Source organism: Pseudomonas sp. 008 (assembly GCF_016861935.1).
Classification (GTDB): Bacteria; Pseudomonadota; Gammaproteobacteria; order Pseudomonadales; family Pseudomonadaceae; genus Aquipseudomonas.
In genome coordinates, this window is sequence record NZ_BOMA01000005.1 from 406,245 (window position 1) to 429,077 (window position 22,833).

Here is a 22,833-nt window from a genome sequence, read left to right on the forward strand (position 1 = left end):
GTTACGACTAGCGAAATTGCGCGAGGAACCGCAAGTCGTTGTCGAAGAACAGACGCAAGTCGTTCACGCCGTAACGCAGCATGGCCAGACGCTCAACGCCCATGCCGAAGGCAAAGCCCGAAAACTCTTCCGGGTCGATCCCGGACATACGCAGCACGTTCGGGTGAACCATGCCGCAGCCCATGACTTCCAGCCAGCCAGTCTGTTTGCAGACACGGCAGCCTTTACCGCTGCACATCACGCATTCCATGTCGACTTCGGCGGATGGCTCGGTGAACGGGAAGTACGAAGGACGGAAACGCACGGCCAGTTCTTTTTCGAAGAACACGCGCAGGAACTCTTCGATGGTCCCTTTCAGGTCGGCGAAGTTGATATCGCGGTCGACCAGCAAGCCTTCGACCTGGTGGAACATCGGCGAGTGGGTGATATCGGAGTCACTGCGGTACACACGGCCTGGGCAGACGATGCGGATCGGCGGCTGTTTCGATTCCATGGTGCGGACCTGTACCGGCGAGGTATGGGTGCGCAGCAACATGTTGGCATTGAAATAGAAGGTGTCATGCATCGACCGAGCCGGGTGATGGCCTGGGATGTTGAGCGCTTCGAAGTTGTGGTAATCGTCTTCGACCTCAGGGCCTTCGGCGATGCCGTAGCCAATGTGGGTGAAGAACTGCTCGATACGTTCCAGAGTCCGGGTAACCGGATGCAGACCGCCTGAGGTCTGGCCGCGGCCAGGCAGGGTCACGTCAATGGATTCGGCGGCGAGCTTGGCCGCAAGATCGGCCTCCTCGAACAACGCCTTGCGCGCATTGAGAACCTCTGTGACACGCTCCTTGGCAACGTTGATCAGCGCGCCGACTTGCGGACGCTCTTCTGCCGGCAAATTCCCCAGGGTCTTCATCACCTGAGTCAATTCACCCTTTTTGCCAAGGTAGTGAACCCGGATTTGCTCCAGGGCATTGATATCTTCAGCGCTTTGCACAGCCTCTAGTGCTTGAGAGACGAGCGCATCCAGGTTTTCCATGTACAGACTCCAGATACAAAATAGGGGAAGAGCTTGAAGGCTCTTCCCCTATTTATGACGTTTAACACCTGGCCCCACAGAGGTGAGGCCGGGTGACTGTCGGGGGTACTTAAGCCAAGGTGGCTTTAGCTTTCTCGACAATCGCAGCAAACGCCGCTTTTTCGTTCACTGCCAGATCAGCCAGAACCTTACGGTCGATCTCGATGGACGCTTTTTTCAGGCCGGCGATGAAACGGCTGTAGGACAGACCGTTGATACGTGCACCAGCGTTGATACGAGCGATCCACAGAGCGCGGAACTGACGTTTTTTCTGACGACGGTCACGGTAGGCGTATTGGCCTGCCTTGATTACCGCTTGCTTGGCAACACGGAATACGCGCGAGCGAGCGCCGTAGTAGCCTTTAGCAAGTTTCAGAATTTTTTTGTGACGTTTACGGGCAATGACGCCACGCTTTACACGAGCCATGAGTTACTTCCTCTATTCTTGACTAAAATTAACGAAGGCGCAGCATGCGCTCGACTTTTGCCACGTCAGACGGATGCAGCAAGCTGCTACCGCGCAGTTGACGCTTACGCTTGGTCGACATTTTAGTCAGGATGTGGCTCTTGAAAGCGTGCTTGTGCTTGATACCGTTAGCAGTTTTCAAAAACCGCTTAGCAGCACCACTTTTCGTTTTCATTTTTGGCATGTTCGGATACTCCGCATTCAGTTGATAAACATAATCAGAAGGCCTGCCGTGCCCTGTTGATTACTTCTTCTTTTTCGGGGCGATGACCATGATCAGCTGGCGTCCTTCCATCTTAGGATGCTGTTCGACCGAACCGTACTCGAGCAAGTCACCTTCAACTCGCTTGAGGAGTTCCATCCCCAGCTCCTGGTGGGCCATCTCACGGCCGCGGAATCGCAAGGATACCTTGGCCCTGTCCCCGTCACTCAGGAAACGTACCAGGTTGCGCAGTTTTACCTGGTAATCCCCTTCCTCCGTCCCTGGACGAAACTTGATTTCTTTAACCTGAATCTGCTTCTGGTTTTTCTTGGCCGCGGCAATCTGCTTCTTCTTTTCGAAGATCGATTTGCCGTAGTCCATCAGTTTGCAAACAGGGGGTACTGCATCGGCGGAAATTTCCACCAAATCCAGTTTGGCCTCTTCAGCCTTAAGAAGCGCGTCTTCAATTGACACAATCCCAAGCTGTTCACCTTCAGCCCCAATTAACCGAACCTCGCGTGCCGAGATATTCTCGTTGATCGGGGCTTTCGGTGCAGCTCGTTTATCTTGTCTCATTTCACGCTTAATAATAATTACTCCGAATCTGGGCGACCACGCCGGGAAACCGCTTGCGCGAGAAACTCAGCGAACTGGGCGACGGGCATCGAGCCCAGGTCAGCACCTTCACGAGTACGCACAGCGACAGTCTGCATCTCGACTTCCCGATCTCCGATAACCAAGAGATAGGGAACCTTGAGCAAAGTATGCTCGCGGATTTTAAAGCCGATCTTTTCATTTCTCAAGTCAGACTTGGCACGAAATCCGCTTTCGTTGAGAGTTTTTTCAACCTCGGCGGCAAAATCGGCTTGTTTATCAGTGATATTCATAATCACTGCCTGGGTCGGCGCCAGCCACGCAGGGAATGCACCCTCGTAGTGCTCGATCAGAATTCCGACGAAGCGCTCGAAGGAACCCAGGATCGCCCGGTGCAACATCACCGGGTGCTTGCGACTGTTGTCTTCAGAGACGTATTCGGCTCCCAGACGGACAGGCAGGTTAAAATCGAGCTGAAGGGTACCACACTGCCAGACGCGACCGAGGCAATCTTTCAGCGAGAACTCGATCTTCGGACCGTAGAACGCACCCTCGCCCGGCTGCAGATCGTACGGCAGGCCCGCACTATCAAGGGCTGCGGCCAATGCCGCTTCGGCGCGATCCCACAACTCGTCGGAACCGACGCGTTTTTCCGGACGAGTGGACAGTTTCATTTCGACTTCTTTAAAGCCGAAGTCGGCATAGACGTCCATGGTCAGCTTGATGAACGCGGCGGATTCGGCCTGCATCTGCTCTTCAGTACAGAAGATGTGAGCATCGTCCTGAGTGAAGGCGCGAACGCGCATGATGCCGTGCAGCGCACCCGACGGCTCGTTGCGGTGGCAGGCACCGAACTCGGCCAGACGCATCGGCAGCTCGCGGTAGCTTTTCAGGCCCTGATTGAACACCTGCACGTGGCACGGGCAGTTCATCGGCTTGATGGCGTAATCGCGGTTTTCCGACTGCGTGGTGAACATGTTGTCGGCGTAGTTGGCCCAGTGCCCGGATTTCTCCCACAGGCTGCGGTCAACGACTTGTGGAGTCTTGATCTCCAGGTAACCGTTGTCGCGCTGAACCTTGCGCATGTACTGCTCGAGCACCTGGTACAGAGTCCAGCCGTTCGGGTGCCAGAACACCATGCCCGGCGACTCTTCCTGGGTGTGGAACAGGCCCAGACGCTTGCCGATCTTGCGGTGATCGCGTTTTTCAGCTTCTTCGATGCGCTGGATGTAAGCCGCCAGCTGCTTCTTGTCTGCCCATGCGGTGCCGTAAACGCGCTGCAATTGCTCGTTCTTGGCATCGCCACGCCAGTAGGCGCCGGACAGTTTGGTCAGCTTGAAGGATTTCAGGAAGCGCGTGTTCGGCACGTGCGGACCACGGCACATGTCGACGTATTCTTCGTGATAGTACAGACCCATGGCCTGCTCGTTCGGCATGTCTTCGACCAGGCGCAGTTTGTAGTCTTCGCCACGAGCCTTGAACACTTCGATCACTTCGGCGCGCGGAGTGACTTTCTTGATCACGTCGTAATCTTTTTCGATCAGCTGCTGCATGCGCTGTTCGATGGCGGCCAGGTCGTCAGGCGTGAAAGGACGCTCGAAGGCGATATCGTAATAGAAGCCTTCTTCGATGACCGGACCGATGACCATCTTGGCCGTCGGGTACAGCTGCTTGACCGCGTGGCCAACCAGGTGGGCGCAAGAGTGGCGAATGATCTCCAGCCCCTCTTCATCCTTTGGCGTAATGATTTGCAGCGAAGAGTCGCTGTCGATGATGTCGCTGGCGTCGACCAGCTTGCCATTGACCTTGCCGGCTACGGTGGCCTTGGCCAGGCCTGCACCGATGGATGCGGCGACCTCGGCTACGGAAACCGGGTGATCGAATGAACGTTGACTGCCGTCGGGAAGAGTAATAGTTGGCATGGCGCCTCCTCTCCTAGTGGTGACCCCTACCAAAGGTCACGTGGGTTGGGATGAGCCAGTACAAGATCCGATCCAGGCCATTCAATGACGAACGCCTGCCTTACAGCGGCAGGAGCCTTGCGGCCAACCGGAAAACCGAACCAGAGTGACTGGGATTCAAATCAGGGTTATTCGCGCATTTGCCGCTGCCGGGACGGAAGGTCATCCGGAGCCTGCAAACACCCGCGCCAGGCATGCTAGCACAGATGAACGGTCATCGATGCACCGAGGTTTTCTCCGGGGGCAAATCAGGCTTTTTTGTGCCAGAGTGCTGAACTTGAACCCCGTGTCACCCATCAGATAAAAGACATTGACCCGAAAGGAGCATCTCAGCATGCGTCTGAATCGTTTATTCGCAGTAGTCGCCCCCGTCGTCCTGTTGCTGCCGCTGGCGGCCCACGCCGACTGGCCAAAGGGTGAGCGCGAGAAGTACATGGCTCAGTGCACACAGGCGGCTTCCCCTCAGATTGGCGCTGCTGCGGCAAAATCCCACTGCGCTTGTGGCGCCGACGCGATCAAATCCTACCCGGCCAGCGATATTCAGTCGCTGATGGACAACAAGGCCACCCCGGAACTGCAACAGAAGGCACTGGGCGAGATCGCCAAATGCAAGGCCAATGCACCGGCGAAAAAGTGAGGAAAAAGTCCTTTTGACTCGGCCCAACGCTGATAAAAAGTAACGGTTTTCAGCTTTTTCGTACGATTTATGCAGGTTTTGCAGCTTTTTTTATTGTCTTTACTTTTGGCTGAAAGCCTTTTAAAACGGGGCTTTCAGCCGTATGAAGCGGCAAAGAAAACACGACTGTAGGGCAAACAGCACGTCCGGGGGGCTCCCAAAGCGAACATTTCGACTATGATACTCCGGTGTGCCCAGTTGGCCTGAGCAGCACAGTACTACTGAAAATATATGTTTCTTGGAGATACACCATGTCTAATCGCCAAACCGGCACCGTTAAATGGTTCAACGATGAAAAAGGCTTCGGCTTCATCACTCCTCAAGGTGGCGGTGACGACCTGTTCGTACACTTCAAAGCTATCGAAAGCGACGGTTTCAAAAGCCTGAAAGAAGGCCAAACCGTTTCCTTCGTGGCTGAGAAAGGCCAAAAGGGTATGCAAGCTGCACAAGTTCGCCCAGAGTAATTTTCTGGCGCACTAAAAAAACCCCGTCCATGTGACGGGGTTTTTTATGGGTGAAACAAAACCTGAAGCAATCAGCCGCAATTGACGCGGGTGACCACCAGATTGCTGTCGGTGTTCAGGTTCAGGCGATCGGAGCGGTACTCCAGAGTCACCATGTCGTCAGGCTTGAGGAACCGGGCATTCTGCGCGCCTGCGCGGGTACGTGCCTGCTCCAGCAATTGGGGCGAAGCCTTTTTGCCAATGGTGAATTCGGCAGACTTTGCTTCACAACGGCTGTGGCCGGTATCGGTCGCCACAGGGTCCTTTGCCGACTCGGTGGACGTACTGCTGCAACCGGCCAGCAGAGTGGCGGCCAACAACGTACCCAATGACGCGAGCTTCCAAGGCATGAAGCCTCCTTTTTTCAAAAATTAAGCAGAGATCGTGCGACCGCCATTTTGGTGTTTGGTTTCAAGGCGGGCGCTATCACCCTGCCCTCGATCTGGACGAGTGGCGAGTTTGCCTGAGCAGCAGCCTGACGTTCATCCCGCAATCGTCACTGAATATGAACAGCGTTCAATAGACGTCGATGTAGTCGTACGGCGGATTCGGCCAGTTGTCTTTCAGCGCGTTGAAGATCTGCATGACCCACACCTCATCGCTGGCTGCGACCCGTCCGACATAACCTGAGCCCTTGGCCCATGTTTCCAGGCGAAACCGCAGCCCGTCGATATCAGTACCGCCCACGACACCCGACGAAATGTAGGCGATGCCGCCCTTGGTGACCCGCAACTGGGTGTGCTCATCGTCGCTGGCAGAGGCCAGTAGCTGACGCACTGCTTCGAGGGTCAAGCCGTCAGGAGTGTTCAAATCGATCTGCACAGCACAATCCTTGAAAATTCGTCAAAGACCAAGTGTCGCATAGCCCTCCCCTGATGCCTAAGTCGGAGTGCCAAACGTCCTGCAAAATGGTTAACTCGACACTCAGACTTTCCCGACTTCACGAGCCCCATCATGACCACCGTAAGCATCGACGCCAATATCACAATCAAGTGGCCACAGGGTCACAGCTCTTACAGCCCGGGCACTCCGGAAGAGCTGGCAATCATTGGTATCGATTTGCTGGTCAAGGAACTGGGGACGCAGGCCGCCCAGACCTTCATCACCCAGGTTCTCGAAAGGTACCCTGCCGACTACATGGGCGTAACGGATACCGAGTAGCGGAAAAACCCGCAGGCTGGCACCTGCGGGTCTTTGGATTACTTCAAGCGAGCCAGGCGCTGGGTCAGCAGGTCGAAGAAGCCCTGGGCGTCGCCATTTTCAACCCAGAAGGCATTCTTCGGCGCCTTCAGGCCGTCATACCAGTCAACAATTGTCTGACCGAAGGTCGGCCCTTCGCGACTGTCGACCACCACATTTACCGAGCGACCGGTAAACAGTTCCGGCTTGAGCAGGTAAGCGATGACCGTGGCGTCATGCACCGGGCCACCCGGAATACCATAGTGCTCCATGTCACCCTTGACGTACTCGTTGAGAATATCGCCCACCAGCTTGCTGGCATGGTTGTTCAGTGCAGCGATCTGCTTCAGGCGCGCTTCACTGGTGAGGATCTTGTGAGTCACGTCCAGAGGCAGATACGTCAGCTTGACGCCACTCTTCAGCACCACCTCCGCCGCCTGTGGGTCGGCGAACAGGTTGAATTCGGCCACCGGGGTGATGTTGCCGCCGTTGAAGTGCGCACCGCCCATGATCACCACTTCCTTGATGCCCTGAACGATTTCAGGTTCCTGGATCAGCGCCAGGGCCAGGTTGGTCTGTGGGCCGAGCATGGCGATGGTGATGCTGTGGGGCTTGGCGGTTTTCAGGGTATCGATCAGGTAGTTGACCGCATTGCCTTTGGCCAGGCCTTTCTTCGGCTCGTGCACGGTGACGCCCGACAGACCTTCCTTGCCGTGGATGTTCTCGGCATAGATCGGCGTGCGCATCAGCGGTTTCGGTGCACCCGCGTAAACAGGCACTTCTTCGCGGCCCGCCCATTCGCGGGCCAGACGCGCATTACGCGAAGTCTTGTCCAGACGCACGTTGCCAGCGACGGTGGTCAGCGCACGAATGTTCAGCTCTTCCGGCGAGGCCAGGGCAAACAGCAAGGCGACCACGTCGTCAGCACCCGGATCGGTGTCGATGATCAAGTCGATCTTTTCCGCCGCGTGGGCGCTTGTTGCGGTAATCAGGGACAAAAGCAGCAGACTCCGAAGCAGGTGATGCAGTTTCTGGGCATAGCGATGCATAGCGCACTCCTTGTGCGTGGGAAGAACGGAAAGTTAGAACGTTACGCCAGCCACCAAAATGATGTTGCAGTACGGCTGACATTCGCCTGTACGAACAATCGCCCGTGCCTGTCGGCTGAGCGCTTTGAATTGGTCATGGCTGAGCAGTTCACGCCGGCCCAGCGCACCGTCGGCATTCAGTTCATCCAGCGTGCTCAAGGCCGACGGTTTTTTGTCCAGAATTTCATGGGCCAGCACATGGCTTTCGACCTGCATTTCGCTGAGCACGACCTTCAAGGTACTGATGAAATCCGGAATGCCGTGGGTCAAGGCCAGGTCAATCAATTCAACGCCGGGCGGAACCGGCAGGCCGGCATCGCCGATCACGACAGTATCGCCATGACCCAGGGACGCGATCAGCCGCGACAACGCAACGTTGAGCAAAGGTGTCTTTTTCATGGTGCTTTAAATGCCTGAACGTCGGACAAGGTAGGAATCGAAGGTTGCGCGCCGGCCCGGGTGACCGACAGCGCAGCGGCGACCTGACCGAAACGGATCGCCTCGGCCTCGCTTTTGCCGGCCGCCAGGGCCGCTGCGAAACCACCGACAAACGTGTCGCCAGCCGCGGTGGTATCGACCGCCTTCACTTTCGGTGCCGGGAAATGCTCGAAGCGTGTGCCATTGGCGAACAGCGATCCCTGAGCACCAAGGGTGATGATCACCTTACCGGCGCCCATGGCGATCAAGCGGGTCGCGGCAGCTTCGGCAGTACTCAGTGAATCCACCGGCAAACCGCTCAAGGCCGACGCTTCGCTTTCGTTGGGAATCAGGTAATCAATGGCCGCATACCAATCCGCCGGTAACGGGCGACTGGCCGGTGCCGGATTGAGGATCACGGTCTTGCCCAGCTCACGACCGCGTTTCAAAGCATGGCCGACTGTGGCATCCGGCACTTCCAGCTGACAGATGATGACATCTGCCATCTGCAATACGTTGTCGAAACGGTCGATCACCTCAGGGGTCAGCGCGCCGTTGGCACCGGCAACAATCACGATCGCGTTCTGACTGTTGTCATCGACCACGATCAACGCCACGCCGCTGGAATCCTCGACCGTACTGACGGCCTGGCAATCGATACGCTCGGCCAACAGCGCTCCGCGCAGCGCTTCGCCATAAGCATCGCTGCCGACACAACCGACCATCGACACCTGCGCTCCCAGCCGCGCCGCGGCCACGGCCTGGTTCGCACCCTTGCCGCCGGAAACCGTGGCAAATGACTGGCCGATCAGCGTTTCACCACCACGGGGCAGCCGTGGCGCCCGGGTCACCAGGTCCATGTTCAGGCTGCCTATTACCACTACTTTTGCTGGCATACATCTTTACTCATCAATTCGATTTCAGCGGTGCTTTTTTTGTTTAGCGGTGCTTTCGGCTCAGCGATATTGGGCAAACACACCGGCCAGCGGCGCGGTCGATTCGCGCAGGACAATACTGGGCGTCACGATGCGCTGATCGGTCGCCAGATCCGGCGCGGCGATCCGGCGCAGCAACACCTCGGCCGCCATCTCGCCAAGTTGCAGGATTGACTGGCCCACGGTGGTCAACGCCGGATAGACGTAACGACTCATCTGGATATCGTCGAATCCGATCACCGACAGCTCGGTGGGCACACGAATATTGCGCTCGGCAGCCGCACGCAACACACCGATGCCGATCATGTCGTTGCCGGCGAAGATCGCGCTGGGCGGGTTCTTTTCCAGCAGGATCGCGGCGGCGTTGTAACCGCCGGTGCTGGTGAAGTCGCTTTCCAGCATGCGCTCGCGCGGCACCTCGACACCCGCCTCTTTCAACGCCCGGCAATAACCGGCCAGACGCATCTGCGCCACGCTGGTACTCGCCGGCCCGCCAATCGTGGCGATGTCCCGATGCCCCAACTCCAGCAAGTGCCGGGTCGCCAGATAGGCGCCGTATTCGTGATCGATGCGCACCAGGTCCGCATCGACACCCTCCAGGTCACGGTCGACGATCACCATCGGCGTACGCACGCCCGTCAGGCCTTCGGCCAGGCTGCTGTCACCACCGGCAGACGCTACGATCAAGCCGTCGATGCGTTTTTCCAGCAGCACGCGAAGGTAGCTGCGCTGCTTGTCCAGGTTGTCATCGGAATTGCAGAGAATGACGCAATAGCCATTGCGCTCGCAGTAATCCTCGATGCCACGGGCCAGCTCGGCGAAGTACGGGTTGAGGCTGTTGGGCACCAGCAGCCCGATGGTCGCGGTGGTTTTCGCCTTCAACGAGCGAGCCACGGCGCTGGGCACGTAGTCGAGGCTTTTGATTGCCGCCTCGACCTTGATCCGTACTTCCTCACTGACTGGCCGCGTCTTGTTCACCACATGGGAAACCGTGGTGTAGGAAATGCCCGCGAGTGCCGCTACATCCTTGATCGTTGCCATGACTCAGGTCCGCCGGCTTGCGCGCTGACTGCGATAGGTATCGAGCACCACCGCCACCACGATAACCGCACCGGTAATGATGCGCTTGGTTGGCTCGGTCGCGCCGATCTGCGCCAGACCCGCCGCCAGTACGGAAATGATCAACACACCGAAGAAGGTGCTGATCACCGAACCGCGCCCGCCCATCAGGCTGGTACCGCCGATCACCACCGCGGCGATCACTTGCAGCTCCAGACCGGAGCCGGCATTCGGGTCCGCCGCTTCCAGGCGAGAAATCTGAAACAACGCAGCGATACCGGCCAACAGCCCCATCAGGCTGAACACCAGGATCTTGTAGGGCTTCGGATTGATCCCCGCCAGACGTACCGCCTCTTCATTGGTGCCGATGCCGATCAGGTAACGACCGAACACCGTACGCGTCAGCACAGCCTGGGCGATGAAGATAATCAGCAAGGCAATGATGAACGACGGCGAGATGCCGAACGCGATCGGGTTGGACAGCCAGGCGAAGGCATCACCGATATAGGCGGTGCGCGAACCGGTCATCTGGTATGCCAGGCCCCGCGCCATTTCCAGCACACCGAGGGACACGATGAACGACGGAATCCGCCAGGCCACGGTAATTGAACCGGTGATGGTGCCCGCCAGTGCCGCGGCGCCCATTCCCAGCAACGCCGCCGGCAGCACGCTCCAGCCCCAGCCGAGAATCGCCACGCTGACTGTCGACGCCGCCAGCGCCAGCACCGAACCCACCGACAAATCGATTCCGCCGATGATCAATACGAAGGTCATGCCGACCGCCAGCACCATCAGATCGGGAATCTGGTTGGCCAGGGTGCTGAAGGTGTCGTAAGACAGGAAATGGCTGCTCAACACAGAGAACAGCGCGACCATCGCCAGCAAGGCACCGGCCAGGCCCAGGTAAGTGCCGAGGCCGTAAAAATTGCCACTACGTTTGCCGACCAGAGTTGCAGTATTCATGGAAGATCCCTAGGCGCTGCTTCGTTGAGCAACGCATCACGTTTTTGATAGCCGGCGAACGCGGCGGCAAGCAAATCATCCTGGGTCCAGCTGTCACGCTCGAAGGTGTCGATCAGACGCCCTGCCGACAGCACGCCAATGCGGTCACAGATCAGCATCAGTTCGCGCAGGTCGCTGGATACCACCACCAGCGCTTTGCCCTGACGGGTCAACTCACCGAGCAATGTATAGATGTCGAACTTGGCGCCGACGTCGATTCCTCGGGTCGGCTCGTCGAACAGCATCACCGCGCAGTCGCGCTCGAGCCAACGGCCGATCACCACTTTCTGCTGATTGCCGCCGGACAATTCCGAGACCAATTGCGTCGGGCTGGAACTGCGAATGCGCATGGCGTCGATCTGACGCTGGGCCAGCGACATCTCGTCACCGTTGTTGACGAAGCCGCCGCTGGAAATCACCGGCATATTGCCCAGGGCAATATTGGCGCTGATAGATTGCGTCAGCAGCAGGCCCTCGCCCTTGCGATCTTCGGTGATCAGCGCGATGCCATGACCGACCGCGTCGGCCGGTGAACGAATATCCACCACCTGAGCCGGCGACCCCAGCGCAACGGTGCCGCTGTCGGCTGTATCGGCACCGAAGATCAGGCGCAGCAATTCGGTGCGCCCTGCCCCGATCAAACCGGAGATCCCGAAGATCTCGCCGGCGCGCACTTCGAAGGACACATCGCGAACCTTGTCGGAACGGGTCAGCCCTTTGACCGTCAAGGCCGGGGCACCGATATTGCGCGGGCCCATGTCGATGTGCTCGCCCAGCTCACGGCCGACCATCAGGGTGACCAGTTGCTCGCTGTTGTAATTGGCCATCGGCTCGACACAGACCAGGTTGCCGTCGCGCAATACCGCGATGCGCTGGGCCACCCGTGCCAGTTCTTCGAGGCGGTGGGAAATGTAGATGATCGCCACGCCGCGCGCCTGCAGGCGAGTGATCTGCTCGAAGAGCATTTCAACTTCACGGGCCGTCAGCATCGCGGTCGGCTCGTCGAGGATCAGCACATGGCAATCGCCGATCAGGTTGCGGGCGATTTCCACCATCTGCTGGTGACCGATACCCAGCTCACCGACCAGGGTGTCCGGATCGATGGCGTCGAGGCCGACCTGAGCCATGGCCTCGATCGCCGCCCTGCGCAGTTGCTTGCGGCTGATCCAGCCACCGAGGCTGGGCAGGTTGTCGAGGAACAGGTTTTCCGCCACCGACAATGTCGGCAACAGATTGAGTTCTTGCATGACCATGCGCACGCCCAGCTTTTCAGCCTGGCTGCGGCTGCCGGGGCAGTAATCCTGACCCTGGAATCGCATCTGGCCGGTGGTCGGCGCGACCAGCCCGCCAATGATTTTCGACAGCGTACTTTTGCCGGCACCATTCTCGCCGGTCAGCGCCAGCACTTCGCCGCGCATCAGCGTCAGGTCGATGCCGGTCAGGACAGGTTGAGCGTAGGTCTTACCGATACCGCTGACCGAGAGGACAGCGTTCGGGGCGGAAACTGACATAAAAACTCTCCATGCGCCCGCCCCAAGGGGCGAGCACCGTTGTGTCGCCAGAAAGACTACTTGGTAACCAGCTCTACCGGAGTTTCGATGACGCCGTTGGCGCCGCTATCGACTTTCTCGCCTTTGATGATTTTCAGCGCGGTCTCGATGCCGAACACTGCTTGCCGGGCAGCAAACTGGTCGGCGGTGGCCAGGACGCGACCGTCCTTGAGCATTGGCTTGATCGCATTGATGTTGTCGTAACCGACCACTTGCACCTTGCCGGCCTTACCGGCGGCACGCACGGCAGAGACCGCGCCGACCGCCATGCTGTCGTTGCCGGCCAGCAGGGCCTTGATGTTCGGGTATTCGCTGAGCATCGACGAGGCCACCTTGCCGCCCTTGTCGATTTCCCAATCACCGGACTGCAGGGACACGACTTTGATCTGCGCCGCCTCCATCGCATCCTTGAAGCCGGCAGTGCGCTGCTGGGCGTTGGTGGTGGTGGAAACGCCTTCGATGATGCCGACTTCGTCACCGGCCTTCAGTTGCTTGGCCAGGTATTCACCCACCAGGCGCGCGCCTTTGCGGTTGTCCGGGCCTACGAATGGAACGGTGATGTTTTTGCTTTTGACGACAGCCGGGTCCAGCTGGTTATCGATGTTGATCACGGTGATACCGGCATCGACTGCTTTCTTGATGACCGGGACCATGGCCTTGGAGTCTGCCGGAGCGATGACCAGTGCGTTGACCTTGGACAGGATCATTTGCTCGACGATGCGCGTCTGGCCGGCCGTGTCCGTTTCGTCCTTGATGCCGTTGGAGATCAGCTCGAAGTCGCCGGAGTGGTCTTTCTGGTAGGCCTTGGCGCCGTCTTCCATGGTCAGGAAGAACTCGTTGGCCAAGGATTTCATGACCAGCGCGACTTTAGGTTTTTCAGGGGTTGCGGCGAATGCCGAAGAGACAGGCAACGCGGCGGATGCGGCAGCCAGCATAGCGACAGCGAGAAGACGTCCAGCGAATGGCAGCTTCATGGGTTCACTCCGATCTTATGATTATTCTTGGCAACGCTTACGCTGGATCATCAATGGATCAACCCATCGACGGCGACCGCGCAAACGTTTGCGTAGACCGAACTATGCGAACCCTGCCGAGATTTGTCAACGCCCCGTTCTGTGTCTCGGTAGGCAAATGCCAACCCGTTTTGCCTCACGCCGTGGTGTTGACCAAACCGCCGCTGGAATCCTTGGCCAGCTCCTTGACCAGATTGCCTGTCACTTGCGCGAGCGCAGCACTGGTATCGGCGATTTGCCCCTGGATCGTCATGACAGCCGTGGCCTTGGCTTCCGGGGTCGGATAATTCGCTGCCTGAGCGGCCGCCAGTTGTTGCTGTTGTTCGCGCAGTTGCTGCTGCAGTTCCTGCATGCGCTTGAGCAATACCTGCACCGCAATACTCTGACTGCTGGTTTTCTCGGATTTGCTTTCGCTCTGAGCCGCCGCGCCGCCACCGGTTCTGACCTGCTTGTCGTCGCCCTGCTCTTCACCCAGCGCCTGGGTCGAGGCGTCGGATGTCGCTTCACTCAAGTCGTTGATGGTCGCCGGGGACTTGCCCCCGATAGTGATTGCACCCGCATTTGCAAAACCGACAGTAAACGACATGTGAACTCCTGAAAAAAGATCCTTTAAAGGAGCATCGACCTGCGCGGGGTTTTCTTTAGCACCGATTTTTGATTTTGCAAGGCGACCTTCTCAATGAAGGTCGGTGAGCCGAACATAAAAGCTGAACATATTCGGAAACCCGGACAGCCAGGCGCGAAGTATCGCCAGCCACGGCAACAATATTGATAAAAATCATCAGGTTAAAAGATCACCCTCTCCAGCGCCCGACTGGTACAGATCCTGCTCTTCCTCTCCACCCCCGGCGTTCAGATCTGCTTGGGGCGCTTCTAGATGAACCTGCATCTGCACCGTCTCACTACTAGAGAAAACAATAATGAAATCTGCCTTCAACACTTTTATTCCGGGCGCTTTGGCCCTGCTTATGCTTCTGCCTACCGCTCTTCAGGCAAAAGAAGTCGAAACCCGACAGAAACTGGCGAACGTGGTGATCCTGGCCACCGGCGGCACCATTGCCGGCGCGGGCGCCAGCGCCGCCAACAGTGCCACCTACCAAGCGGCGAAAGTCGGCATCGAACAATTGATCGCAGGAGTTCCGGAACTGAGCCAATTGGCCAATGTTCGCGGCGAACAAGTCATGCAGATCGCATCCGAAAGCATCACCAACGACAACCTGCTGCAACTGGGACGTCGAGTGGCTGAACTGGCCGACAGCAAAGACGTCGATGGCATTGTCATCACCCACGGTACCGACACCCTGGAAGAAACCGCTTACTTCCTGAACCTGGTGGAAAAAACCGACAAGCCGATTATCGTCGTCGGCTCCATGCGCCCAGGCACTGCCATGTCGGCCGACGGCATGCTGAACCTGTACAACGCCGTCGCCGTGGCCAGCAGCAAAGACGCGCGCGGCAAAGGTGTACTGGTGACCATGAACGATGAAATCCAGTCGGGTCGCGATGTCAGCAAAATGATCAACATCAAGACCGAGGCGTTCAAAAGCGCCTGGGGCCCGCTGGGCATGGTGGTCGAAGGAAAATCCTACTGGTTCCGCCTGCCGGCCAAGCGCCACACCATGGACTCGGAATTCGACATCAAAACCATCAAGAGCCTGCCTGACGTGGAAATTGCCTACTCCTATGGCAATGTCAGCGACACCGCCTACAAAGCCCTGGCTCAATCAGGCGCCAAAGCCATCATCCATGCCGGCACCGGTAATGGCTCGGTCTCATCCCGCGTGGTCCCTGCCCTGCAGGCCTTGCGCAAGGACGGCGTGCAAATCATTCGCTCTTCCCACGTCAACGCCGGTGGTTTCGTCCTGCGTAACGCCGAACAACCTGACGACAAGTACGACTGGGTTGTGGCCAACGACCTGAACCCGCAAAAAGCCCGCATCCTGGCCATGGTCGCACTGACCAAGACCAACGACAGCAAAGAGCTGCAACGGATGTTCTGGGAGTACTGATACGCCCTCGCCCGACCCGTTCGCGGTCGGGCACCGCTGTCACCACTCGCCAGTCCTGGCGAGTGGTTCACGATGTCTTTCCGATAAAGAATCTCCCTTCGTCCTACACCGAACGGAAAAAACCACTGTCAGAGGACTTTCTTGAATTTTAAGCAGTTGCGAAAATGCCTACAGTTAAATACTGTATGCACGTACAGCTTAATAAGGATAACTCCGTGGCCACTACCTCCGCCTCTCCTGACGCTTACGAACGCCTGGGTATGCGCGTTCAGAAAATCATCAATTCCCCCACCGCCCAGAAAGCCAAAACTGCACTGATCTTCCGTCTTCCGGACGAGCCCGTGGATGAGTGGGAGCGTTTGCTCGAAGAAATCGACGAGAACGACAACGTCACCCTCGCCCATCGCGACGATGGCGGCGTGCAGATTTTCTGGGTTGTGCCGAAGGAAGATTGAGTTAATGAGCGTCCGCTGGTTTGCCTTGCTGTTTCTGCTCATCACCCTTGGTGCCCAGGCTGGCGCCCCACGCACCTTCAACGAAGCCAAGAAAGTCGCCTGGAAGTTGTACGCTCCGCAATCCACCGAGTTTTATTGCGGCTGCAAATACACCGGCAACCGCGTGAACCTCGCCGCCTGTGGTTATGTGCCACGCAAAAACGCCAAGCGCGCCTCGCGCATCGAGTGGGAACACATTGTCCCGGCCTGGCAGATCGGCCATCAGCGTCAGTGCTGGCAACAGGGAGGTCGCAAGAACTGCACGCGCTACGACCCAACCTATCAAAAAGCTGAGGCCGACCTGCACAATCTGGTGCCCAGCATCGGCGAAGTGAATGGCGATCGGAGCAATTTCAGTTTCGGCTGGCTACCCGTGCAATCGGGTCAATATGGCTCATGCCTGACTCAGGTCGACTTCAAGGCGAAGAAGGTCATGCCCCGGCCTTCCATTCGCGGCATGATCGCCCGAACGTATTTCTACATGAGCAAACAGTACGGCTTGCGCCTGTCGAAACAGGATCGGCAATTGTACGAAGCCTGGAACAAGACCTACCCGGTTCAGGCCTGGGAACGTCAGCGCAATCAGAGCGTGGCGTGCGTGATGGGCCGCGGCAATGAGTTTGTCGGGCCAGTAGACATGAAGGCCTGCGGCTAACCGGCTGCCAGGACTTTCCCCGGCAGATTGCGCCCTCGCCAGGCGCCCAAACAAAAACGCCCCGACCGAAGTCGGGGCGTTTTCATGTGCGGCTAAGGCTTAGCGCGGGAATGCTGGCGGGTTTACACCGGCCATGTCTTCCATCACGCGAACTACCTGGCAGCTGTAACCGAACTCGTTGTCGTACCAAACGTACAGAACAACGCGGTTGTCGTTGCAGATGGTCGCTTCAGCGTCCACTACGCCTGCGTGGCGCGAGCCCACGAAGTCGGTGGAAACCACTTCCTGCGAGTTGACGAAGTCGATTTGCTTATGCAGATCGGAGTGTAGCGCCATGTAGCGCAGGTACTCGTTCATCTCTTCACGGGTGGTGGCTTTCTCAAGGTTCAGGTTGAGAATGGCCATCGACACGTTTGGCGTCGGAACGCGAATCGCGTTACCGGTCAGCTTGCCGGCCAGTTCAGGCAGCGCCTTGGCGGCAGCAGTGGCAGCACCGGTCTCGGTGATCACCATGTTCAACGCGGCGCTACGGCCACGACGATTGCCTTTGTGGAAGTTGTCGATCAGGTTCTGGTCGTTGGTGTACGAGTGAACCGTTTCAACGTGACCGTTGACGATGCCGAACTTGTCGTTGACCGCTTTCAGCACCGGCACGATGGCGTTGGTGGTGCAGGAAGCGGCAGAAACGATCTTGTCGTCAGCGGTGATTTCACCGTGGTTGATACCGTGAACGATGTTCTTCAGCTTGCCTTTGCCAGGCGCGGTCAGAACAACGCGGTCGATACCCGGGCAGGCCAGGTGCTGGCCCAGGCCGTCGGCGTCACGCCATACACCGGTGTTGTCCACCAGCAGCGCGTTTTTGATGCCGTACTGGGTGTAGTCCACTTCAGTCGGGTTCTTCGCGTAGATAACCTGGATCAGGTTGCCGTTAGCGGTGATGGTGTTGTTGGCTTCATCGATGGTGATGGTGCCGTTGAACGAACCGTGCACCGAGTCGCGACGCAGCAGGCTGGCACGCTTGACCAGATCGTTCTCGGCGCCCTTGCGGACAACGATGGCACGCAGACGCAGGCCGTCGCCACCACCGGTTTTCTCGATCAGGATGCGCGCCAGCAGACGACCGATACGACCGAAGCCGTACAGGACAACGTCGGTGCCGGTACGACCGGAACCATTCTGCTTTCCGACCACATCAGCCAGTTCGTCACGGACGAACGCTTCGGCGGTACGGCCATTGCCTTCGGCCTTGAACTTGACGGCCAACTTGCCCAGGTCTACCGAAGCAGCGCCGAGCTTGAGCTCGCTCATTGCCTTGAGCAGCGGGAATGTTTCGTGGACGGACAATTCGCTGTCATCGGACTGGCGATGGCGAGCAAAGCGGTGAGCTTTGAGAATCGCGATGACAGACTGGTTGATCAGACTGCGGCCATAGATCGAGCTCACCACGTTGTTATTGCGGTAAAGCTGACCGATAAGCGGAATCATCGCTTCTGCGAGTGCTTCACGGTCGATCCATTCACCAAGACACTGGTCGGGCTTCTGAGTCACGGTAACCTTCCACATGTAGGGGCAGAAAAAAGGGGCTACATTATGCCGCCGAGAGCCTCCCGTAGCAATGCGCGCCTGTCGCACGAGCGGTAACAAAATTCCGTTCAAAAAAATCACGCCCCGCGCCAGCCCAGTAAATACGGGGCTTTCAGCACAGTCAATTTTTCGACGATAACGCCACAGTGTCCGTAACCCTCCGTAACACTGGGCGGTTTTGGCACTACATTTTCAGTATTAAATCGCCAGTTTTTGTCATTACCACTACATTTTGCTCAACCTGTGTATATAGACACAGTCTGCAACTGACAGCCGGCACTCGAGACCGTTACAATTACCGACTTTGTCGCAACGCTTGGAGCTCAACCTTCCGTGCCCGTTCTGCGTCTACCGCTTCTCCCTGCCGCGGCAGGTAAACAGCACTGGGGCAACCTGCCCGGTGCAGCCCTGAGCCTGGCCATCGCCGAGGCCGCCAGCGCTGCCAAGCGCTTTACCTTGCTACTGACCGCCGACAGCCAGAGTGCCGAACGGCTGGAACAGGAGCTGAGTTTCTTCGCCCCGGATTTGCCTGTTCTGCACTTCCCCGACTGGGAAACCCTGCCCTACGACCTGTTCTCGCCACACCAGGACATCATCTCGCAGCGTATCGCCAGCCTGTATCGGTTGCCGGAGCTGGCGCATGGCGTTCTGGTGGTGCCGATCACCACTGCCCTGCATCGCCTGGCGCCGACCAAATTCCTGCTCGGCAGCAGCCTGGTGCTGGATGTCGGCCAGAAACTCGATGTCGAGCAGATGCGCACCCGGCTTGAGGCCACCGGTTATCGCTACGTCGATACCGTGTACGAGCATGGCGAATTCACCGTGCGCGGCTCGCTGATCGACCTGTTCCCGATGGGCAGCAAGCTGCCTTATCGCATCGACCTGTTCGACGACGAAATCGAGACCCTGCGCACTTTCGACCCGGAAAACCAGCGCTCCATCGACAAGGTCGACTCGGTCAAGCTGTTACCGGCCAAGGAATTCCCGCTGCAGAAAGAAGCCGTGACCCGCTTCAAGGCGCGGTTTCGCGAGCGCTTCGATGTCGACTTCCGTCGCTGCCCGATTTTCCAGGATTTGAGCAGCGGGATTACGCCGGCGGGCATCGAGTACTACCTGCCACTGTTCTTTGAGGAAACCTCCACCCTGTTCGATTACCTGCCCCAGGACACGCAAGTGTTTTCCCTGCCGGGCATCGAACAGGCCGCGGAGAATTTCTGGAATGATGTGCGTAACCGCTATGAAGAACGCCGCGTCGATCCGTCCCGTCCTTTATTGCCACCGGCCGAGTTGTTCCTGCCGGTGGAAGACTGCTTTGCGCGCCTGAAGAGCTGGCCCCGTGTGGTGGCCAGTCAACAAGACGTCGAAACCGGTGTCGGCCGCGAACGCTTCCCGGCTCAGCCGCTGCCGAACCTGGCCATCGAAGCCAAGGCCACTCAGCCGTTGGCGGCGCTGGCCAGTTTCCTCGACGAATTCCCCGGCCGCGTGCTGTTTACCGCCGAGTCCGCGGGCCGTCGTGAAGTGCTGCTGGAATTGCTCGAACGCTTGAAGCTGCGACCGAAAACCGTCGACAGCTGGCCGGACTTTGTCGCCAGCAAAGAGCGCTTGGCGATCACCATTGCACCACTCGACGAAGGCCTGTTGCTGGACGACCCAGCGCTGGCCCTGGTTGCCGAAAGCCCATTGTTCGGTCAGCGCGTAATGCAGCGCCGTCGCCGCGAGAAACGCGCCGACGCGAACAACGATGCGGTGATCAAAAACCTCACCGAGCTGCGCGAAGGTGCGCCGGTGGTGCACATCGATCATGGTGTCGGCCGCTATCTGGGGCTGACGATCCTGGAAATCGACAACCAGGCCGCCGAGTTCCTGACCCTCGAATACGCCGAAGGCGCCAAGCTGTACGTGCCGGTAGCCAACCTGCACCTGATCGCCCGCTACACCGGCAGCGACGATGCCTTGGCCCCGCTGCACCGCCTCGGCTCCGAGACCTGGCAGAAAGCCAAGCGCAAAGCCGCCGAACAGGTGCGCGACGTGGCCGCCGAGTTGCTCGACATCTATGCCCGCCGCGCCGCTCGCGAGGGTTATGCCTTCGCCGACCCGAAAGCCGATTACGCGACCTTCAGCGCCGGTTTCCCGTTCGAAGAAACCCCGGACCAGCAAACCACCATCGAAGCGGTGCGCGAAGACATGCTCGCGCCCAAACCGATGGATCGGCTGGTCTGCGGCGACGTCGGTTTCGGCAAGACCGAAGTGGCCATGCGCGCGGCGTTCATCGCGGTGCACGGCGGTCGTCAGGTGGCGATTCTGGTGCCGACCACCCTGCTCGCCCAGCAACACTACAACAGCTTCCGCGACCGCTTTGCCGACTGGCCGGTGACCGTGGAAGTGATGAGCCGTTTCAAGTCGGCCAAGGAAGTGAACGCCGCGGTTGCGGACCTGGCCGAAGGCAAGATCGACATCGTGATCGGCACACACAAGCTGCTGCAAGATGACGTAAAAATCAAAAACCTGGGGCTGGTGATCATCGACGAAGAGCACCGTTTCGGTGTCCGTCAGAAAGAACAGCTCAAGGCACTGCGCAGTGAAGTTGACATTCTGACACTGACCGCAACGCCGATTCCGCGCACGCTGAACATGGCGGTGTCGGGCATGCGCGACCTGTCGATCATCGCCACACCGCCGGCCCGTCGTTTGTCGGTGCGCACCTTCGTCATGGAACAGAACAAGAGCACGGTCAAAGAGGCCCTGCTGCGTGAGTTGCTGCGTGGCGGCCAGGTCTACTACCTGCACAATGACGTGAAGACCATCGAGAAATGCGCCGCCGACCTCGCCGAACTGGTGCCGGAAGCGCGGATCGGCATTGGCCACGGGCAGATGCGCGAACGCGAACTCGAACAAGTGATGAGCGACTTCTATCACAAGCGCTTCAACGTGCTGATCGCCTCGACCATCATCGAGACCGGCATCGACGTGCCGAGCGCAAATACCATCATCATCGAACGCGCCGACAAGTTCGGCCTGGCCCAGTTGCACCAGTTGCGTGGCCGGGTCGGTCGCAGTCACCACCAGGCATATGCTTACCTGCTGACACCCCCGCGCCAGCAAATCACTCCCGATGCGGAAAAACGTCTGGAAGCGATCGCCAATACCCAGGACCTCGGCGCGGGCTTCGTGCTCGCCACCAACGACCTGGAAATCCGTGGTGCCGGCGAACTGCTGGGCGACGGCCAGAGCGGGCAGATCCAGGCCGTGGGTTTCACGCTGTACATGGAAATGCTCGAGCGTGCAGTGAAGTCGATCCGCAAGGGCGAACAGCCGAACCTCGATCAACCGCTGGGCGGCGGTCCGGAAGTCAATCTGCGTGTACCGGCGTTGATTCCCGAAGACTACCTGCCGGACGTTCATGCTCGACTGATTCTCTACAAACGCATTGCCTCGGCCACCGATGAGGAAGGCCTCAAGGACCTGCAAGTGGAGATGATCGACCGCTTCGGCCTGTTGCCGGAACCGACCAAGAACCTGGTGCGGATCACGGCGCTGAAATTGCAAGCCGAACAGCTGGGCATCAAGAAAGTCGACGGCGGCCCGCAAGGTGGTCGGATCGAGTTCGCGGCACAGACCCCGGTCGACCCGCTGACACTGATCAAACTGATCCAGAGCCAGCCCAAACGCTACAAATTCGAAGGCGCCACAATGTTCAAATTCCTCGTGCCCATGGAGCGCCCGGAAGAACGCTTTAATACTGTAGAGGCGCTATTCGAGCGCCTCATTCCGACCACTGCTTGAAGGACGCCGCATGCGCCTGTTTCGCTCACTGACCTTGCTGATGACGTTGTTGATGTCGCTGCTCGCCTCGACCGCGTTTGCCGATGATCTGTATCAGGTTGAAATGATTCTGGTACGGCAAAACGCCGTGCCTGCCATCGTCAGCCGCGCCGCGCCAGAAGACTGGGCTGCCGGAGCCCAACGCATCAGCCCCGACAGCTTTCGTACGCCAAGCCTGAATGCCGAAGTGGAAAAGCTCACCGCCAGCAACGAGTACACGGTGTTGCTGCACAAGGCCTGGCAACAGCACCTGGGTGAAGAAGCCAGCAAAGTCGCGATCAGCGAAGGCAAGGAACAGTTTGGCCAATTCCCGATCGAGGGCACGCTGAACCTGAAACTGGGGCGCTTCACTGACGTCGACGCCGACTTCTGGGTCAATCAGATTGACGCCAACGGCATGGTCACCGCCAGCGAACGCCTGAAGCAGGAAAGCCACACCAAGAACGGCCTGCTGAACTTCCTCGACAATGGCCACCTGGGCCTGTTGATCAAGATCACCTCGCTGACCGCCCCTGCGCCTCGGCCAGTCCCTGATGAAATTCCGGACTGATTGACTTCTTT

The 22,833-nt window shown here is 58.4% G+C and carries 24 protein-coding genes; 8 read left to right on the forward strand and 16 right to left on the reverse strand.

The window, feature by feature from the left end; genetic code table 11:
* Positions 1–7: 7 nt before the first annotated feature.
* The 5 genes from pheS to thrS all read right to left on the reverse strand — a co-directional run bounded on the left by pheS (position 8) and on the right by thrS (position 4,247).
* Positions 8–1,024 carry a phenylalanine--tRNA ligase subunit alpha gene (gene pheS, locus JUI81_RS13490; RefSeq protein WP_007940232.1) on the reverse strand — a complete coding sequence of 339 codons (1,017 nt, stop codon included), beginning with the start codon at positions 1,022–1,024 and terminating at the stop codon, positions 8–10.
* Between the two features lie 109 nt (positions 1,025–1,133).
* A complete protein-coding gene (gene rplT, locus JUI81_RS13495; RefSeq protein WP_007905879.1) occupies positions 1,134–1,490 on the reverse strand; it encodes a 50S ribosomal protein L20 in 357 nt (118 codons plus the stop codon).
* A gap of 28 nt (positions 1,491–1,518) precedes the next feature.
* Complete coding sequence (gene rpmI / locus JUI81_RS13500; RefSeq protein WP_002553160.1) at positions 1,519–1,713, reverse strand: 50S ribosomal protein L35; 195 nt, start codon at positions 1,711–1,713, stop codon at positions 1,519–1,521.
* A gap of 60 nt (positions 1,714–1,773) precedes the next feature.
* Positions 1,774–2,325: a translation initiation factor IF-3 gene (infC, locus tag JUI81_RS13505; RefSeq protein WP_172435341.1), complete on the reverse strand. Its 552-nt coding sequence runs from the start codon at positions 2,323–2,325 to the stop codon at positions 1,774–1,776.
* Positions 2,325–4,247 carry a threonine--tRNA ligase gene (gene thrS, locus JUI81_RS13510; protein WP_007940231.1) on the reverse strand — a complete coding sequence of 641 codons (1,923 nt, stop codon included), beginning with the start codon at positions 4,245–4,247 and terminating at the stop codon, positions 2,325–2,327. The genes infC and thrS overlap by 1 nt, the downstream gene beginning before the upstream one ends.
* Positions 4,248–4,620: 373 nt before the next feature.
* Here thrS and JUI81_RS13515 point away from each other — a divergent pair, with 373 nt between their 5' ends.
* Positions 4,621–4,923: a hypothetical protein gene (locus tag JUI81_RS13515; RefSeq protein WP_018930277.1), complete on the forward strand. Its 303-nt coding sequence runs from the start codon at positions 4,621–4,623 to the stop codon at positions 4,921–4,923.
* A gap of 290 nt (positions 4,924–5,213) precedes the next feature.
* A complete protein-coding gene (locus tag JUI81_RS13520; RefSeq protein WP_003179963.1) occupies positions 5,214–5,426 on the forward strand; it encodes a cold-shock protein in 213 nt (70 codons plus the stop codon).
* A 71-nt stretch (positions 5,427–5,497) separates the two neighbouring features.
* On the opposite strand, the gene JUI81_RS13525 is transcribed toward JUI81_RS13520, so the two are convergent.
* Together JUI81_RS13525 and JUI81_RS13530 are read right to left on the reverse strand one after the other, a co-directional pair.
* A complete protein-coding gene (locus JUI81_RS13525; protein WP_019582830.1) occupies positions 5,498–5,815 on the reverse strand; it encodes an I78 family peptidase inhibitor in 318 nt (105 codons plus the stop codon).
* 166 nt (positions 5,816–5,981) lie between these two features.
* Positions 5,982–6,287 carry a hypothetical protein gene (locus JUI81_RS13530; protein ID WP_018930280.1) on the reverse strand — a complete coding sequence of 102 codons (306 nt, stop codon included), beginning with the start codon at positions 6,285–6,287 and terminating at the stop codon, positions 5,982–5,984.
* 132 nt (positions 6,288–6,419) lie between these two features.
* On the opposite strand from JUI81_RS13530, the gene JUI81_RS13535 reads away from it, so the two are divergent.
* Positions 6,420–6,626 (forward strand): hypothetical protein, encoded by a 207-nt coding sequence (locus JUI81_RS13535; protein WP_019582831.1) that lies wholly within the window; start codon positions 6,420–6,422, stop codon positions 6,624–6,626.
* 38 nt (positions 6,627–6,664) lie between these two features.
* On the opposite strand, the gene JUI81_RS13540 is transcribed toward JUI81_RS13535, so the two are convergent.
* The 8 genes from JUI81_RS13540 to JUI81_RS13575 form a co-directional block, all read right to left on the reverse strand.
* The gene (locus tag JUI81_RS13540; RefSeq protein WP_204124456.1) at positions 6,665–7,693 is read right to left on the reverse strand and encodes a nucleoside hydrolase; all 1,029 of its coding nucleotides are present in this window, start codon (positions 7,691–7,693) and stop codon (positions 6,665–6,667) included.
* Positions 7,694–7,726: 33 nt separating this feature from the next.
* Complete coding sequence (gene rbsD, locus JUI81_RS13545; RefSeq protein WP_019582833.1) at positions 7,727–8,131, reverse strand: D-ribose pyranase; 405 nt, start codon at positions 8,129–8,131, stop codon at positions 7,727–7,729.
* Positions 8,128–9,045: a ribokinase gene (rbsK, locus tag JUI81_RS13550; RefSeq protein WP_204124457.1), complete on the reverse strand. Its 918-nt coding sequence runs from the start codon at positions 9,043–9,045 to the stop codon at positions 8,128–8,130. Before rbsK ends, rbsD begins: the two co-directional genes overlap by 4 nt.
* Positions 9,046–9,105: 60 nt before the next feature.
* Complete coding sequence (locus JUI81_RS13555; RefSeq protein ID WP_019649606.1) at positions 9,106–10,125, reverse strand: LacI family DNA-binding transcriptional regulator; 1,020 nt, start codon at positions 10,123–10,125, stop codon at positions 9,106–9,108.
* A 3-nt stretch (positions 10,126–10,128) separates the two neighbouring features.
* Positions 10,129–11,106 carry an ABC transporter permease gene (locus JUI81_RS13560; protein ID WP_007940220.1) on the reverse strand — a complete coding sequence of 326 codons (978 nt, stop codon included), beginning with the start codon at positions 11,104–11,106 and terminating at the stop codon, positions 10,129–10,131.
* Complete coding sequence (locus JUI81_RS13565; RefSeq protein ID WP_019582836.1) at positions 11,103–12,656, reverse strand: sugar ABC transporter ATP-binding protein; 1,554 nt, start codon at positions 12,654–12,656, stop codon at positions 11,103–11,105. The genes JUI81_RS13560 and JUI81_RS13565 overlap by 4 nt, the downstream gene beginning before the upstream one ends.
* A gap of 56 nt (positions 12,657–12,712) precedes the next feature.
* On the reverse strand, positions 12,713–13,669 hold the full coding sequence (locus JUI81_RS13570) for a sugar ABC transporter substrate-binding protein (protein ID WP_019582837.1): 957 nt from the start codon (positions 13,667–13,669) through the stop codon (positions 12,713–12,715).
* Between the two features lie 175 nt (positions 13,670–13,844).
* Complete coding sequence (locus tag JUI81_RS13575; RefSeq protein WP_204124458.1) at positions 13,845–14,294, reverse strand: hypothetical protein; 450 nt, start codon at positions 14,292–14,294, stop codon at positions 13,845–13,847.
* A gap of 334 nt (positions 14,295–14,628) precedes the next feature.
* Between JUI81_RS13575 and JUI81_RS13580 the strand changes: the two genes are divergently transcribed.
* From JUI81_RS13580 to JUI81_RS13590, 3 genes are all read left to right on the forward strand, one after another.
* Positions 14,629–15,717 carry an asparaginase gene (locus JUI81_RS13580; protein ID WP_019582839.1) on the forward strand — a complete coding sequence of 363 codons (1,089 nt, stop codon included), beginning with the start codon at positions 14,629–14,631 and terminating at the stop codon, positions 15,715–15,717.
* Between the two features lie 164 nt (positions 15,718–15,881).
* Positions 15,882–16,172, forward strand: coding sequence for a DUF1654 domain-containing protein (locus tag JUI81_RS13585; RefSeq protein ID WP_204124459.1), 291 nt, complete (start codon positions 15,882–15,884; stop codon positions 16,170–16,172).
* Between the two features lie 4 nt (positions 16,173–16,176).
* Positions 16,177–16,866: an endonuclease gene (locus JUI81_RS13590; protein ID WP_019582840.1), complete on the forward strand. Its 690-nt coding sequence runs from the start codon at positions 16,177–16,179 to the stop codon at positions 16,864–16,866.
* Positions 16,867–16,965: 99 nt separating this feature from the next.
* Here JUI81_RS13590 and JUI81_RS13595 read toward each other — a convergent pair whose 3' ends face one another.
* Positions 16,966–18,429: a glyceraldehyde-3-phosphate dehydrogenase gene (locus tag JUI81_RS13595; RefSeq protein ID WP_026331975.1), complete on the reverse strand. Its 1,464-nt coding sequence runs from the start codon at positions 18,427–18,429 to the stop codon at positions 16,966–16,968.
* A 354-nt stretch (positions 18,430–18,783) separates the two neighbouring features.
* Here JUI81_RS13595 and mfd point away from each other — a divergent pair, with 354 nt between their 5' ends.
* Both mfd and JUI81_RS13605 read left to right on the forward strand, forming a co-directional pair.
* The gene (gene mfd, locus JUI81_RS13600) at positions 18,784–22,233 is read left to right on the forward strand and encodes a transcription-repair coupling factor (RefSeq protein ID WP_018930293.1); all 3,450 of its coding nucleotides are present in this window, start codon (positions 18,784–18,786) and stop codon (positions 22,231–22,233) included.
* Between the two features lie 10 nt (positions 22,234–22,243).
* A complete protein-coding gene (locus JUI81_RS13605) occupies positions 22,244–22,822 on the forward strand; it encodes a CsiV family protein (protein ID WP_204124460.1) in 579 nt (192 codons plus the stop codon).
* Positions 22,823–22,833 lie beyond the last annotated feature (11 nt).